Genomic DNA, 13,748 nt, shown 5'->3' with positions numbered 1-13,748 from the left:
CCGCCCACGCCGTGTCAAGAAAACCGGGACTTCTGAACGTTTCTTGCGGATTGACGCCCGATTGCGGGCTGCGCCATGCTCGAAGGGCGTGAGAGCGCTCTCCCAATCCTGCTGCGGAGAGGAAAGCTTCAATGAGGAAGCCTCTGTTCCACATAGCCGCCGCCATCGGACTGGTGGCCACGGCCCTCAGCGTTCCCGTTGCGGCGCAGGGGGAACCGGTGCGCGTCGCCGAGTTCCTCGCGGAATGCCCGATCAGCCACCGCCTGCCGGACGACCCGATCGTGCTGCCGAACCTGCCGGGCGCGTCGCACTCGCACGACTTCTTCGGCAACCGCTCGACCAACGCCCGCTCGAACCAGCAGACCCTCGAAGGCGCGACGGGCAACTGCAACCCGGTCTCCGACATCTCGTCGTACTGGGTGCCGACGCTGTACCGCGACAACACCGCGATCGCCCCCACCGGCGTCACCTTCTACTACCTCGGTGAGGGCGTGAACAACCCGGCGGCGATCCAGCCCACGCCGTACGGGCTCAAGATCGTGGCGGGCAACGCGAAGGCCACGGGCGACGCCGACAGCATCGCGCGCTGGTCCTGCCTGCACGCCGGGCACGTCAACCCGTCGAAGAACTTCGTGCAGTGCCCGGCCGGCACGATGCTCGAGACCTACCTGGACTTCCCGCAGTGCTGGGACGGCCGCAACCTCGACTCGTCCGACCACAAGTCCCACATGTCCTACCCGGTCGCGGGCGGCTGCCCGTCGAGCCACCCGGTGCCGGTGCCGAAGCTCCGCATGGTGCTGCGGTACCCGGTCAACGGCACCACCGCCGGTCTCCGGTTGTCCTCGGGCACGGGGCAGACGATGCACGGCGACTTCTTCAACGTGTGGCCGCGCGCCGAGATGGAACGCCGCGTCCGCAACTGCATCAACGTGGTGATCAAGTGCGACCACAACGGCAACCACGGATGACAGTGCTCCTGCTGGCAGGCCTTCTCGCGGCCTGCCGGCAGGCTCCGCCCCCGGCGGCTCCTCCTCCGCCGCCACCAGCTCCGTCGAGCACGCAGAACGGTTACGGCGCAACGGAACGGGCGTTCGTCGAGCTGGCCATCGCCACCGACGAGCAGGCGCTCAGGCTGCTCGGCCCCACCGGCAGGGCGGAGCTCAGGGAGAACCGGAACACCGAGCTCACCGCGCTGCGCAAGCTGCTCGACGCGCCGTACGTGAACCACCACGCCGGGCACGACATGCCCGGGATGCCGACCGACGCCGAGATCCGGCTCGCGTCGACCGACCCGGACGCGCGGGAGCAGTTCGTGCGCGCCCACCTCACCGAGTCGCTCGAGGTCATCCGGTCGGCCAGGCAGGCCATCACCCACCCGCCGACCGCCGAGGTGGTCGCCCTGATGGAACGCCACCGCACGGCGGAACTGGCGGCCGGGTGAAGCGCGTGACGCTGGAGGAGGTCGCCCGCGTCGCCGGGGTGTCGCGCGCGACGGCGTCGAGGGTCGTCAACGGCGCCTCGACGGTCGACGAGACGCTGCGGCACGCGGTCGAGAAAGCCATCTCCAGCACCGGCTACCTGCCGAACATCGCGGCGCGCTCGCTGGTCACGCGCCGGGCCGACGCGATCGGGCTCCTGCTGCCCGACGAACGCCGGATGCTCGGCGACCCGCACCTCGCGAGTGTCGTCAGCGGTGTCACCAGGGTCGTGCGGCCGCTGGGCGTGCACCTGGTGCTGATGATGACCGGGCCCGGCACGCGCGAGCAGGCGCTGAGCGACCTGCGGTGCGGGCGGCTCGACGGCGTGATCCTCGTGCACACCTACCCGTCCGACCCGGTGCCGCGGCAGCTGATCGCGGAAGGGCTGCCGGTCGTGCTGGCCGGCCGCCCGCTCGACCCGATGCCGATCACGTACGTGGACGTGAACCAGACGGCCGGTGCCGCCCTGGCCGCGCGAAGGCTGAAGTCGTCGCGGTGCGGCAAGATCGCGACGATCACCGGACCGCAGGACACCCCGGCGGGCCAGGACCGGCTCACCGGGTTCCTCGCCGAGGTGCCGGACGCCGTGGTCGTGCACGGGGACTTCACCCGGCAGTCCGGCGCCGCCGCGATGGAGCAGCTGCTGCGCTGCTGCCCGGACGTCGACGGCGTCTTCATCGCCTCGGACCTCATGGCGAACGGCGCCATCCCCGTGCTGCACCGCGGTGGCCGCAAGGTGCCGGACGACGTGGCGGTCGTCGGGTTCGACGACAGCACCGCCGCGCTGACGTCCGAACCCGAGCTCACGACCGTCCGGCAGCCGATCAGCGACATGGCCGCGGAGATGGCCCGTCAGCTGCTGCGGCAGATCACCGAGCCGCGCTCACCCGTCACGTCGGTGGTCTTCGAACCCTCCCTGGTGGTCCGGGACAGCGGCTGAGTCACACCGACCGGGTCCGGATCGGCATGTCCCGCGCGATCGCCCACGTCCCGGCCAGCGCGACCACGAACGACGCCGCCAGCGCCGCGGTCCACCCCGGGCCGAGCAGCACGGGGATGTCCTCCACGAACGGCAGGTTGCCCGACCCCGGCATCTGCACCCGCGTCACGACGACGAGCGCGAACGCCACCGGCAGCACGAAGACCCCGCCCGGGCCGTACCTGTCGAACGCCGCCGCGCAGAGCATGCCGACCGCGAACCACACCAGGTACATCAGGAAGTACGCCGGCTGGGCGGCGTGCTCGTCCGCGCTCCAGTCCATCAGCGAGTAGATCCCGCCCTCGACGAGGAAGCCGAGCCACTCGACCGCCGTCATCAGAACCGCCAGCACGACCGAGAACACCGACGCCGCAACGAGGAACTCACGACGTGTGCGGCCGTGCGCGACGGCGATCGGCAACATGTTGTGGATCGCGTAGACACCGATGAACAGCAGGAACCAGGGGCCGATCTGGGACGCGGCGACGTTCCACGCGCTGATCTCGACATCGCGGAAGAGCGAGACGGCGAACGTCAGCGCCACGGCGAACGCGAACGCGCCGCCCGCGACCAGCGCGCAGAACGCGACGAGCGACGTGGTCAGGTGGCGGAAGACCTTCACCGCTTGCCCCCGACAGGTTCGGTGAGGTGGACGAACAGGTCCTGCAACGCGATCGGGCCGAGCTCCAGGCCCAGCTGCCGCGCGCGGACCAGCTGGTCGTCGTCGAGCGCGCCGTAGACCATCGCGGCCTTGGTGCGCCCCAGCGACCTGCTGCCGAGCACGGTCAGCCCGGCGGTGAACTCGTCGACGTCCGGGGCGTTGCCGGTGACCTCGGTGCCGCGCGAGCGCAGCACGTCCGCCTCCTCCTGCAGCACCAGGCGGCCGGCGTCGATGATCAGCACCTCCTCCAGCAGCGAGGCGAGCTCCTCGATGAGGTGCGTGGAGATGATGATCGTGCGCGGGTGCTCCATGAAGTCGTGCAGCAGCGTGTCGTAGAACGCGTACCTCGTCGGCGTGTCCATGCCGAGGTGCGACTCGTCGAGCATCGTCAGCGGCGAGCGGCTGGCGAGCCCGATCACGACGCCGAGCGCGGACCGCCGGCCCAGCGACAGCTCGCCGACCTTGGTCCCGAGCGGGATCCCGAAGAGCTCCGCCAGCTCCAGCGCGTACCCGTTGTCCCAGGTGTCCCGCCACGCGGCGCCGTACTCCAGGACGTGCGAGACCTTGTCGCCCCTGTCCGCGGCGTCCGCGCTGTGCCTCACGAGGCAGACCTGGCGCATGGCGGCGGCGTTCTCGAAGACCGGCGCACCGTCGAGCCGAACGGATCCCACGGGCCTGCGGTAGCCCGCCAGCGCCGACATCAGGCTGGTCTTGCCGGAGCCGTTGCGGCCGAGAAGTCCGTAGATCTTGTTGCCCTGCAAGGAGAAGCTCATGTCGTCCACGGCCGTCACGTCCCCGTAGCGAACCGTTAAGCCCTGCACGTCGACTCGCATCACACGCCCCCGTTCTTCTCGTGCTGTTCGATCCGGCGGATGACCTCGGAGAGCGGGATGCCGATGGCGCGCGCCTCCGCGACCATCGGGTCCACCACCTCGCCGAAGAAGGTCTCCCTCCCCTGTGCCCGCAGCATGTCGCGAGCCTGCGTGCTCACGAACATCCCGATCCCCCTCTTCTTGTAGAGCACCTGCTCGTCCACGAGCTGCTGGAACGCCTTCGCGGCGGTCGCCGGGTTGATCCGGTAGTAGGCGGCGTACTGGTTGGTCGACATGACCTGCTCGTCCGCCTTCAACGCCCCGCTGAGCACGTCGGCCTTGATCCGGTCTGCGATCTGCCGGTAGATCGGGCTCCGGTCGTCGAACACGACTACTTCCCTGGTTCGTTACTCATGTAATGAACCATAGCACCGGCGGCGTACGATCGGCCAGGTGGTCGGGGTCGCGATCCTGTGCGCTGTGCTCGCGGCCGGGTGCGGTGCGCTCGGCGCGATGTGGCAGCACGCCGGGGTCCGCGAGACGACGGACCTGAAGCTCACCTCGGCGTTGCGGCTCGTGCGGTCACGCCGCTGGGTCCACGGGTTCCTCGTGCTGTTCGCGTGCGCGGTGCTGCAGGTCGTCGCGCTGGCACTGGCCCCGGTCTCGGTGGTCGCGCCGCTGAACGCGCTGGCCATCCCGATCATCGCGGTGGCCCGCGCCCGGCGCCCCACCGGCGTGCCGGCGGTCGCGGCGCTGGTGGCGACGGCGGGGATCGCGGTGTTCGTGACCATCACGGCGGGCGCGGCGGTGCCGACCCAGGTCTCGCCGAAGGTGGCGCTGCAGGCCGCGCAGCTCGTGGTCGCGGGCGTGCTGGTGTGCGTCGTCGCGGCGACCTTCACCGCGGGCGCGGTGCGCGCGCTGGCGCTGGCCGTGGGTGCCGGAATCGCGTACGGGCTCGTGGCCGTGCTGGTCCGGGACGTCACGACCGCGCTGCCGGTGGTCGAGTGGGTCTCGCTCGGCGGGCTGGTGGTGGCGTTCCTGTCCGGGGCCTGGTTCATCCAGCTCGGGTACGCGGCCGGGCCGCCGGACCTCGTCGTGGCCGGGCAGACCGTCGTGAACCCGATCGTCGCGGCGTGGATCGGGATCGAGCTGCTCGGCGAGGGGACGGGCATGAGCGCCGTGGCGCAGGCCGGCCTGGTGGTCAGCGCGGTCGCCGCGGTGGCCGGCACCGTGGCGCTGGCCCACTACCACCACGTCAGGCAGGACACCCTGCCGTGAAGGAACTGGCGCGCGGCAGGACCGGGATCCCCGCCGCGCGATCGGGCGTGCGGACTAGCGGATCGACGCGGGGCGCAGGTCCGTCCAGTTCTCCTCGACGTAGGCCAGGCACGCCTCGCGGCTGTCCTCGCCGAACACCTTGGTCCACCCGGCGGGCACCTCCGCGAAGGTCGGCCACAGCGAGTGCTGCTCTTCTTCGTTGACCAGCACGAAGAAACGGCCCTGCGGGTCCTCGAACGGGTTGGTCATGACGGGTCCTTCCTCATGGAGCTACTTGACTGTCTGGAGCTTCGGGGCCGACTCGGCGACCTGCTGCTGCACGCGCCGCAGGACCGAGTCGAGGATCTCGCCGACACGCACGGCCGTGTTCGACAACAACGACGACGTGATGCCGTGCGTGTGCTCGGTGCCACCCTGCAGGTAGATGCCGCCGCGGATGCCTTCCCCGGTGACGACGCGGTAGTCGCGCGTCACCTTCAACCGGCCCTGCTCGTCGCGTTCGCACTCGTCGGCGAGGCCGCCGAGCAGCCGCGACGGGTTGGCCGGGCGGTAGCCGGTCGCGTAGACGATCACGTCGGCGTCGATCGGCAGCCGGCCGCCACCGGCCAGCGACTCGACGGCGCACCTGCCGTCGGGCGTCACGTCGGTGAGCTTGGAAGTGTTGTGCAGCAACAACCTCTGCCGCCCGAGGACCTTCTCGCGGTACACCCGGCGGTAGAGCTCCTCGATCAGGTCACCGTCGACCACGCCGTAGTTCGTGTTGGCGTGGTAGCCCATCAGCTTGCGCTTGACCTCCTCCGGCGCGGCGTAGAAGTCGTCCACCGCGGCGGGGTCGAAGATCCGGTTCGCGAACGAGCTGTCGTCGGCGGGGCTGTAGCCGTAGCGCGCGAAGACGCCGTGCACCTCGGCACCGGGGAACCGGTCGTGGAAGAACGCCACGGCCTCGGCGGCGCTCTGCCCGGCGCCGACCACGACGACCTGGCGCGGGTCGGTGAGCGTGCCGACGCGGGTCAGCAGGTCCTTGTTGTGCCAGATCCGCTCGCCGGTCTCGATGCCGTCCGGCAGGTTGGCCTCGAGGCCGGTCGCGAGCACGAGGTTGCGCGTCCTGACCCGCTGGTCGCCCGCGGTGAGCTCGAAGCCGTCGTCGTGCGCGCGGACCTCGGAGACCTCCGTGCCGTAGGACACGTGGTGCCCGACCCGTTCGGCGGCCCACTCGAAGTAGTCGTGGAACTCCTTGCGCAGCGGGAAGAGGTTCTTGTGGTTGACGAAGTCGATCAGCCGCCCGCGGTCGCGCAGGTAGCAGAGGAAGCTGAAGCCGCTGGTGGGGTTGCGCAGCGTCACGAGGTCCTTGAGGAAGGACACCTGCATCGTGGCGTCCTCGAGCAGCATGCCCCGGTGCCACCCGAAGCGGGGCTGCCGCTCGAAGAACCGCGCCCGGACGGGCAGCTCGTGTTCCTCCACGGCGATCGCGAGAGCGAGGTTGGACGGCCCGAAGCCGATTCCGGCCAGGTCTAACACCGGTTCCATCGCGATCCTCTCCTGGCACTCCACCGCAGCGTAAAGCGACCCTAACTTAACTAAGGCATACCTTAGCTAGTGCATTTGGGCGTGATCTACGCCGCTGGAGTGCCGCACGACCCCCAGGCCAAGGACGATTCGGGCGTTTCACGCGCTCAGCGTGCTCTCGGTCAGCCCGCAGACGCCGGGGTCCCACCCCGCCGGGTCCGCTTCGACGCGGAGGCGGTCACGGCCGTGCCGCCGTCCGCCGTGACGTGGGACCGGTCCGGTCGTCGCGGGGGCGCGGAAGTGCCACGACGACCGGACCGGGGATCGGGACCTACCCGCGCTGCCGGGTGACCAGGTCGCGGAACCACAGCGCGCTCTGCTTCGGCGTGCGCCGCTGGGTCTCGTAGTCGACGCGGACGATGCCGAACCGCTTGGCGTAGCCGTAGCCCCACTCGAAGTTGTCCATCAACGACCACGCCAGGTAGCCGCGCACGTCCGCACCGGCCCGCACGGCCTCGGCCACGGCCGCGATGTGCGACCGCAGGTACTCGACGCGGTCGGCGTCGGCGACCCGGCCGTCCACGACGTCGAGGTCGTCGAAGGCCGCGCCGTTCTCGGTGATCACCATAGGCACGCCGTAGTCCTCGTGCAGCCGGACGAGCAACGACGTGAAGCCCTCCGGCACGATCTCCCAGCCCATCGCGGTGACCGGACGGCCCTGCGGCACCACCTCGGACACGGCCGGGTCGGCGGTCGCCCTGTGGACGTGCGAGGTGTAGTAGTTGACGCCGAACACGTCCAGCGGCGTCGAGATGACCTCCAGGTCGCCGGGGCGGACCGGGAGCTCGGCACCGCGCGCGGCGATGTCGGCGAGCACGTCCTCCGGATAGCGCCCGTGCACCAGTGGATCCATGTAGACGCGCGTGCCGAGGCCGTCGGCGCGGCGGGCCGCGTCCACGTCCCGCGGGTCGTCCGACGCCGCCGAGTGCGTGCCCATGTTCAGCGTGATGCCCAGGGACTCCACACCGCGGCCGCGGAGCTCCCGCGCCGCGAGGCCGTGCGCCAGGAGCAGGTGGTGCGTGGCCCGCACGGCGTCGCCGAAGTCGGTGCGGCCCGGCGCGTGGCGGCCGGTGTCGTAGCCGAGCACCGCCGAGCACCACGGCTCGTTCAGCGTCGTCCACGTCGGCACGCGATCACCCAGGGCGTCGTGCACCAGGCCCGCGAACTCGGCGAACCGGTACGCGGTGTCGCGGTGCGGCCAGCCGCCCGCGTCCTCCAGCTCCTGCGGCAGGTCCCAGTGGTAGAGCGTGAGCCACGGGTCGACGCCCCTGGCCAGCAGCTCGTCGACGAGCCGGGAGTAGAAGTCCACGCCCTTCGGGTTCACCGGGCCGCGGCCGCCGGGCTGGATGCGCGGCCACGACACGGAGAAGCGGTACTTGTCGACGCCGAGACCCGCGATCATCGCCACGTCGGCGGGCATGCGGTGGTAGTGGTCGCAGGCCACGTCACCGTTCTCACCGTTGGCGACGGCACCCGGACGGCGGCAGAACGTGTCCCAGATGGACGGTGTCCTGCCGTCCTCGTCGTGCGCGCCCTCGATCTGGTACGCCGAAGTCGCGACGCCCCAGAAGAAGTCCGCCGGCAGGCCCGTGGTCACGTCAGACACGCACGTCCTCCAGCCAGCAGGCCACGCGGCGGCGTTCCTCGACGGGCTCCAGGGACGGCATCCGCTCGCCGCAGACGTCCATCGCGGACGGGCAGCGCGGGTGGAACGGGCAGCCCGCCGGCATCGAGCGCAGGTCCGGCGGCGAGCCCGGGATGCCCTTCAGCTCGCGGCGAGGCCCGCGCAGCGCCGGGAACGACGACAGCAGGCCCTGGCTGTACGGGTGCCTGGCGGCTCGGTAGATCTCCGAGGCGGGCGCCTCCTCGACCACGCGGCCCCCGTACATGATCGCGATGCGGTCGGAGAACTCGACCAGCAGCGAGATGTCGTGGGTGATGAAGACGATCGAGAAGCCGAGCGTCTCGCGCAGCCTCATCATCTGGCCGAGGATCTGCCGCTGCACCACCACGTCGAGCGCGGTGGTGGGCTCGTCCATGATGACGATCTCGGGCTCCAGCGCGAGCGCCATCGCGATCATCACGCGCTGCCGCATGCCGCCGGAGAGCTGGTGCGGGTACGCGCCGAGCCGGTCGGTCGGGATGCCCACCAACGACAGCAGCTCGCGGGCGCGGGCGGCGCGCTCCGGCCGCTTCATCCGCGGCCGGTGGGTGCGCAGCACGTCGTCGATCTGCGTGCCGACCGAGATCACCGGGTTCAGGGCGTTCATCGCGCCCTGGAACACGATGGAGATCTCGCTCCAGCGCAGGACCTGCAGCTCCTTCTCGCTCAGCGACAGCAGGTCCCTGCCCTTGAAGAACACCTCGCCCGACGGCACGTGGCCCGGCGGCTGCAGCAGCCGGGTCGCGGCGTAGGCCAGGGTGGACTTGCCGCTGCCGCTCTCCCCCGCGAGGCCGAGGACCTCGCCCTTGTTCAGCGAGAGCGAGACGTTGTGCACGGCGCGCAGCTTGCCGTAGTCCACCGAGAGATCGCGGATCTCCAGCACCGGGCTCATGCGCGCACCTTCCGCAGCCGGGGATTCGCGTACTCGTCGATCCCGAAGTTGATCAGTGCCAGCGCCGTGCCCAGCAACGCGATGCACACGCCGGCGGGGACGAACCACCACCACGCGCCCAGGCCGAGCGCCTGGTTGCTCTGCGCCCAGAACAGGATCGTTCCCCAGTTCCAGGTCGACAGCGAGATGACGCCGACGAACGACAGCGTGATCTGCAGCATGACCGCGAAGATCACCGTTCCGACGAAGCCGGACGCGATCACCGCCATCAGGTTCGGCAGCACCTCGAACACGATGATGCGCCAGGTCGACTCGCCGGACGCCCGCGCGGCCTCCACGAAGTCCCTGCGCCGCAACGACATCGTCTGCGCCCGCAGCACCCGCGCGCCCCACGCCCACGCGGTCAGCGAGATCACCACCGCGATCAGCACGGTGTCCGCCGACGGCAGCATCGACGCCACGATGATGATCAGCGGCAGCGCCGGGATGACCAGGAAGACGTTGGACAGCATGGACAGGGCCTCGTCGGCCGCGCCGCCGACGAACCCGGCGGTCACGCCGACCAGGATCGACAGGAAGGTCGCGAGCACACCGCAGACCAGCCCGACGACCATCACGCCCCTGGTGCCGACGAGCACCTGGGAGAAGATGTCCTGCCCGGTCATGGTCGTGCCGAACCAGTGCGCGGCGGAAGGCGGCGACAGCAGGTCGTCGCCCATCGCGGACGGGTCGTACGGCGCGATCCACTCGCCGACCACGGCGATCAGCGTGAAGAAGGCCAGGATGCCCAGGCCCAGCTTGGTCTTGGAGTTCATCGCGGTCTCAGCCCTCCCGCCGGGTGCGCGGGTCCAGCAGCAGGTAGCCGATGTCCGCGAGCAGGTTCGCCACCAGCACGGTCAGTGTGATCACCAGGAACACGCCCTGCATCAACGGGTAGTCCTTCGCTCCGATGCCCTGGAACAGCACGTAGCCGAGGCCCGGGTAGGAGAACACCATCTCGACCAGCAGGGCGCCGCCGACGATGAAACCCAGCGACAGCGCGAAACCCGAGATCGACGGCAGCACGGCGTTGCGGGCCGCGTAGGCGAACATGATCCGCTTCTGCGTGAGTCCCTTGGCCCGCGCCACGAGCACGTAGTCCTCGGCCGTCACGGTCACCATCATGTTGCGCATGCCGAGGATCCAGCCGGCCACCGAGCTCACGACGATCGTGACACCCGGCAGCACCGCGTGCTCCAGGACGCTGCCGATGAACTCGCCGGAGAACTCCGGCACGAGCCCGGCCGCGTAGCCGCCGGACGCCGGTAGCAGCGGCCACGTCACCGAGAACAGCGAGATCGCGATCAGCCCGAGCCAGAAGTACGGGATCGACGACAGGAACGTCGTCAACGGGATGAGGTTGTCCATCCACGACCCGCGCTTCCACCCCGCGTAGACGCCCATCAGGGTGCCCAGCAGGAACGCGATGACCGTCGTGACGCCGACCAGGCCGAGCGTCCACGGCAGCGACTGCGAGAGCACGTCGGCGACCGGCGTCGGGAAGAACGTGAACGACAGCCCGAGGTCGCCCTGGAACAGCGCGCCCCAGTAGTCGAGGTACTGCTCCCAGATCGACTTCTGCTCGTCGAGCCCGAACAGCACGTACAGCGAGGCCATCGCGTCGCTGTTCAGGCGGCCGCCGAGCTTGGTGATCATCGCCTGCACCGGGTCGCCCGGCAGCAGGCGCGGCAGCAGGAAGTTCACCGTGATGGCCGCCCACAGCGTCACCAGGTAGAACAGCGCACGGCGCAGCAGGAACGTCATGCCGCCGCCTCCACGTAGAGCCAGCAGGCCGCCCAGTGCCCGGAGGGGTCGACCTCCGTGCGCGGGGGCGCCTCGGTCCAGCACCGCGACTGCGCCTTCGGGCAGCGCGGCGCGAACCGGCAGCCGGTCGAGACCTGGGTGGTCTCCTCCGGTGGCGCGTCCAGCGCGACCACCGACCGCTCCGGGTCGGGCGCGGACTCGATCAGCAGCTGCGTGTAGGGGTGGGCCGGCTTCTGCGTCACGGTCTCGCTGTCGCCGCCCTCGACGATCTGCCCGCCGTACATCACGAACGTCTCGTCCGCGAAGTAGCGCGCGGACGCGATGTCGTGCGTGATGTAGAGGACCGCGAGCTTGAGCCGTTCCTTGAGGTCCAGCAACAGGTTCAGCACGCCGAGCCGGATGGAGACGTCCAGCATGGACACCGGCTCGTCGGCGAGCAGCACCTCGGGGTGCGCGGCGAGCGCGCGGGCGATAGCGACGCGCTGCCGCTGGCCGCCCGAGAGCTCGTGCGGGTACCGCGAGGCGAAGTCGGCGGGCAGGTTCACCCGCCGCAGCAGCTCCTCCACCGTCTCCGGCCGCTGGTGGATCTTCAGCGGCCGGGTCAGGTGGTAGCGGATCGTGTGGACCGGGTTGAGCGAGGCGAAGGGGTCCTGGAACACCATCTGGACCTTGCGCCGGTACGCCCGCACCCCTCGCACCTTCTCGCCGTCCAGCAGGATCTCGCCGGAGGTGGGTTCCACGAGCCGCGCGAGCAGCTTCGCCACCGTCGACTTGCCGGAGCCGGACTCGCCGACGAGGGCGGTCACGCGCCCACGGCGCAGGACGATGGAGACGTCCTGCACCGCGCGCACGCGCTTGTAGGTCTTGACCAGACCTTTCGCTTCAAGCGCGACTTCGTTCATTTAAGACCCCGCGGGCTTCAGCTTCATGACGATCTGCAGGGCGTTCGGCAGGGTGGCCTGCGGCGGACCGTACGGGTCCTCCTCGGTCGGCCAGCCCACCCAGCTCTTCGTGCTGTACTCCGCACCGATCGGCCCCGCGGACGTCGGGATCATCGGCACCTGCTCGACCATGATCTTCTGCAGGACCGCGAGGCTCTTGGCCCGCGAGGCGTCGTCGGCGGCGTTCGCGTACTCCGCCAGCGCCGCGGTGGCCTCCGGGTTGTTGTAGCGGCCGAAGTTCACCGCCGCGGTCTGCCCGATCGGCTTGATCTCCGCCGCGTCCATGATGTTCTGGTACATCTCGTACGGCGTCGCACCGGTGTTGGTCCAGCGCAGCGAGCCCTGGAACGCGCCGTTCGCGAAGTCGGTGGTCCACGCGTCCGCGGTCTGCGTGCGCACGGTCGCCTCGATGCCGATCTTCTTCAGGTCGCTCTTGATGATGTCGAGCACCGTCAGGTAGTCCGACCAGCCGGACGGGTTGGTGAGCTCGATCGTGACCGGCTTGCCGTCGGGCGCCTTGAGCACGTCGCCCTCCAGCTTGAACCCGGCCGCCGCCAGCCTCTGCTTGGCGCCGTCGACGTCGATCTTGAACTTCGCGTCCCTGTACTCCGGCGCGAGGAACGACTCACCGGCGGGCAGCGGCATGCCGGTCTTCGACTCGAGCTTCGGGAACAGGCGGGCCTCACCGCGGACGAAGATCGCCTCGCGGTCGATCACGTCGCTCATGGCCGCACGCAGCGCGGGGTTGTCGAAGGGCGCGATCGTCGTGTTCAGCCACAGGCCGTGGATGCCGAGGCCGGCCGGGAACCAGAGCTTGTGGTGCGCCGGGTCCTTGTCCACGTACAGCTTCTGGTAGTCCGGGATGAAGACGTACGACCACTGGCTCGCGCCCGACGCCAGCGCGGTGGTCTGCGCCGTGTTGTCGTTGTACGAGGTGTACTGGATCTCCGGGACCTTGGGCAGCTCCTGCCAGTACTCGGCGCGCCGCGCGATCGTGACGGTCTGCGACGTGAAGGACTTGAGCTGGAACGGGCCCGTGCCGACCGGGTTCGGGTTCGTGTAGGTCGTGGGGTCCCCGACGGTGCTCCAGATGTGCTGGGGCACCACCATCGCGCTGATGACCTTGTTGCGGTTCACGAACTGCGGCGAGGGGAAGGTGACCTCGACCTTGCCGTCGGGCGTCGCCGTCGCGGTCTCCACCTTGAGCGAGTCGCGGTTGTTGAGCGCCGGCCACTTCTTGAGGATCTCGTACGAGAAGGCGACGTCGGCGGCCGTGAGCGGCTTGCCGTCGGACCACTTCACGTTCTCCCGGATCGTGAAGGTGACCTTCCTGTAGTTGTCCGACCAGTCCCACTTGGTCGCGAGCCACGGCACCGGGTCCTGGGCCGGGCGCGTGTTGTTCACGAACGCCAGCGGCTCGTAGATCTGGTAGCGGTAGCCGAGCGACCCCGCCGCCGACGTGGGCAGGAACGGGTTGTGGTTCTCGGTCAGGGGCCCGTTGGGCATGCCCACGGTCAACACGCCGGAGGCCTTGGAGGCGCCGCCGGAGGAGCAACCTGTCGCCGCGAGCGCCAGTGCCAACGCGACGATGATTGTTCTGCGCATGGGGGAATCTCCCGATACGACGGAGCATGAGAGCGCTCTCTCATGCGTACGGCGAACCAGCCGGGCCGTG

At 69.9% G+C, this 13,748-nt stretch carries 15 protein-coding genes; 4 read left to right on the top strand and 11 right to left on the bottom strand.

Annotated features, from left to right (window positions below):
* Positions 1–131 precede the first annotated feature (131 nt).
* From V1227_RS00420 to V1227_RS00410, 3 genes are read left to right on the top strand one after another with little or no spacing between them, the layout of a single operon-like run.
* Positions 132–968 carry a DUF1996 domain-containing protein gene (locus V1227_RS00420; protein WP_329790389.1) on the top strand — a complete coding sequence of 279 codons (837 nt, stop codon included), beginning with the start codon at positions 132–134 and terminating at the stop codon, positions 966–968.
* Entirely contained in the window at positions 965–1,441 is a 477-nt protein-coding gene (locus V1227_RS00415) for a hypothetical protein (protein WP_329790388.1), read from the top strand. Before V1227_RS00420 ends, V1227_RS00415 begins: the two co-directional genes overlap by 4 nt.
* Positions 1,442–1,446: 5 nt before the next feature.
* Positions 1,447–2,418 carry a LacI family DNA-binding transcriptional regulator gene (locus tag V1227_RS00410; protein ID WP_329790387.1) on the top strand — a complete coding sequence of 324 codons (972 nt, stop codon included), beginning with the start codon at positions 1,447–1,449 and terminating at the stop codon, positions 2,416–2,418.
* Position 2,419: 1 nt separating this feature from the next.
* Here the strand turns inward: V1227_RS00410 and V1227_RS00405 are convergent, their stop codons facing one another.
* From V1227_RS00405 to V1227_RS00395, 3 genes are read right to left on the bottom strand one after another with little or no spacing between them, the layout of a single operon-like run.
* Entirely contained in the window at positions 2,420–3,079 is a 660-nt protein-coding gene (locus tag V1227_RS00405; protein WP_329790386.1) for a hypothetical protein, read from the bottom strand.
* Entirely contained in the window at positions 3,076–3,951 is an 876-nt protein-coding gene (locus tag V1227_RS00400) for an ABC transporter ATP-binding protein (RefSeq protein WP_329790385.1), read from the bottom strand. Before V1227_RS00400 ends, V1227_RS00405 begins: the two co-directional genes overlap by 4 nt.
* Complete coding sequence (locus V1227_RS00395; RefSeq protein ID WP_090103781.1) at positions 3,951–4,319, bottom strand: GntR family transcriptional regulator; 369 nt, start codon at positions 4,317–4,319, stop codon at positions 3,951–3,953. The genes V1227_RS00400 and V1227_RS00395 overlap by 1 nt, the downstream gene beginning before the upstream one ends.
* A 64-nt stretch (positions 4,320–4,383) precedes the next feature.
* Between V1227_RS00395 and V1227_RS00390 the strand changes: the two genes are divergently transcribed.
* Positions 4,384–5,208, top strand: coding sequence for a DMT family transporter (locus V1227_RS00390; protein ID WP_329790384.1), 825 nt, complete (start codon positions 4,384–4,386; stop codon positions 5,206–5,208).
* Positions 5,209–5,262: 54 nt separating this feature from the next.
* On the opposite strand, the gene V1227_RS00385 is transcribed toward V1227_RS00390, so the two are convergent.
* The 8 genes from V1227_RS00385 to V1227_RS00345 form a co-directional block, all read right to left on the bottom strand.
* Positions 5,263–5,457 (bottom strand): MbtH family protein, encoded by a 195-nt coding sequence (locus V1227_RS00385; protein WP_090103786.1) that lies wholly within the window; start codon positions 5,455–5,457, stop codon positions 5,263–5,265.
* 21 nt (positions 5,458–5,478) lie between these two features.
* Positions 5,479–6,735, bottom strand: a complete 1,257-nt coding sequence (locus V1227_RS00380; RefSeq protein ID WP_329790383.1) for a lysine N(6)-hydroxylase/L-ornithine N(5)-oxygenase family protein — start codon at positions 6,733–6,735, stop codon at positions 5,479–5,481.
* A gap of 310 nt (positions 6,736–7,045) precedes the next feature.
* Complete coding sequence (locus V1227_RS00375) at positions 7,046–8,380, bottom strand: GH1 family beta-glucosidase (RefSeq protein ID WP_329790382.1); 1,335 nt, start codon at positions 8,378–8,380, stop codon at positions 7,046–7,048.
* Entirely contained in the window at positions 8,373–9,329 is a 957-nt protein-coding gene (locus tag V1227_RS00370; protein WP_329790381.1) for an ABC transporter ATP-binding protein, read from the bottom strand. Before V1227_RS00370 ends, V1227_RS00375 begins: the two co-directional genes overlap by 8 nt.
* Positions 9,326–10,144, bottom strand: coding sequence for an ABC transporter permease (locus V1227_RS00365; RefSeq protein WP_329790380.1), 819 nt, complete (start codon positions 10,142–10,144; stop codon positions 9,326–9,328). The genes V1227_RS00370 and V1227_RS00365 overlap by 4 nt, the downstream gene beginning before the upstream one ends.
* A gap of 7 nt (positions 10,145–10,151) precedes the next feature.
* Positions 10,152–11,132: an ABC transporter permease gene (locus V1227_RS00360; protein ID WP_329790379.1), complete on the bottom strand. Its 981-nt coding sequence runs from the start codon at positions 11,130–11,132 to the stop codon at positions 10,152–10,154.
* Positions 11,129–12,034 (bottom strand): ABC transporter ATP-binding protein, encoded by a 906-nt coding sequence (locus V1227_RS40490; protein ID WP_442916434.1) that lies wholly within the window; start codon positions 12,032–12,034, stop codon positions 11,129–11,131. Before V1227_RS40490 ends, V1227_RS00360 begins: the two co-directional genes overlap by 4 nt.
* Entirely contained in the window at positions 12,035–13,678 is a 1,644-nt protein-coding gene (locus V1227_RS00345) for an ABC transporter substrate-binding protein (protein ID WP_329790378.1), read from the bottom strand.
* Positions 13,679–13,748: the final 70 nt, after the last annotated feature.

The sequence above is a fragment of the Lentzea sp. DG1S-22 genome (assembly GCF_036321065.1).
Classification (GTDB): domain Bacteria; phylum Actinomycetota; class Actinomycetes; order Mycobacteriales; family Pseudonocardiaceae; genus Lentzea; species Lentzea jiangxiensis.
The sequence above is the reverse complement of the archived record's forward strand: the minus strand, read 5'-3'. Positions and strand labels throughout refer to the sequence as shown.

What these genes read in the sequence shown, in the direction of transcription:
- V1227_RS40490 (WP_442916434.1), bottom strand. Translation starts at nt 12,034, where the DNA reads ATGAACGAAGTCGCGCTTGAAGCGAAAGGTCTGGTCAAGACCTACAAG.
- V1227_RS00385 (WP_090103786.1), bottom strand. Translation starts at nt 5,457, where the DNA reads ATGACCAACCCGTTCGAGGACCCGCAGGGCCGTTTCTTCGTGCTGGTC.
- V1227_RS00420 (WP_329790389.1), top strand. Translation starts at nt 132, where the DNA reads ATGAGGAAGCCTCTGTTCCACATAGCCGCCGCCATCGGACTGGTGGCC.
- V1227_RS00415 (WP_329790388.1), top strand. Translation starts at nt 965, where the DNA reads ATGACAGTGCTCCTGCTGGCAGGCCTTCTCGCGGCCTGCCGGCAGGCT.
- V1227_RS00370 (WP_329790381.1), bottom strand. Translation starts at nt 9,329, where the DNA reads ATGAGCCCGGTGCTGGAGATCCGCGATCTCTCGGTGGACTACGGCAAG.
- V1227_RS00380 (WP_329790383.1), bottom strand. Translation starts at nt 6,735, where the DNA reads ATGGAACCGGTGTTAGACCTGGCCGGAATCGGCTTCGGGCCGTCCAAC.
- V1227_RS00360 (WP_329790379.1), bottom strand. Translation starts at nt 11,132, where the DNA reads ATGACGTTCCTGCTGCGCCGTGCGCTGTTCTACCTGGTGACGCTGTGG.
- V1227_RS00400 (WP_329790385.1), bottom strand. Translation starts at nt 3,951, where the DNA reads ATGCGAGTCGACGTGCAGGGCTTAACGGTTCGCTACGGGGACGTGACG.
- V1227_RS00365 (WP_329790380.1), bottom strand. Translation starts at nt 10,144, where the DNA reads ATGAACTCCAAGACCAAGCTGGGCCTGGGCATCCTGGCCTTCTTCACG.
- V1227_RS00345 (WP_329790378.1), bottom strand. Translation starts at nt 13,678, where the DNA reads ATGCGCAGAACAATCATCGTCGCGTTGGCACTGGCGCTCGCGGCGACA.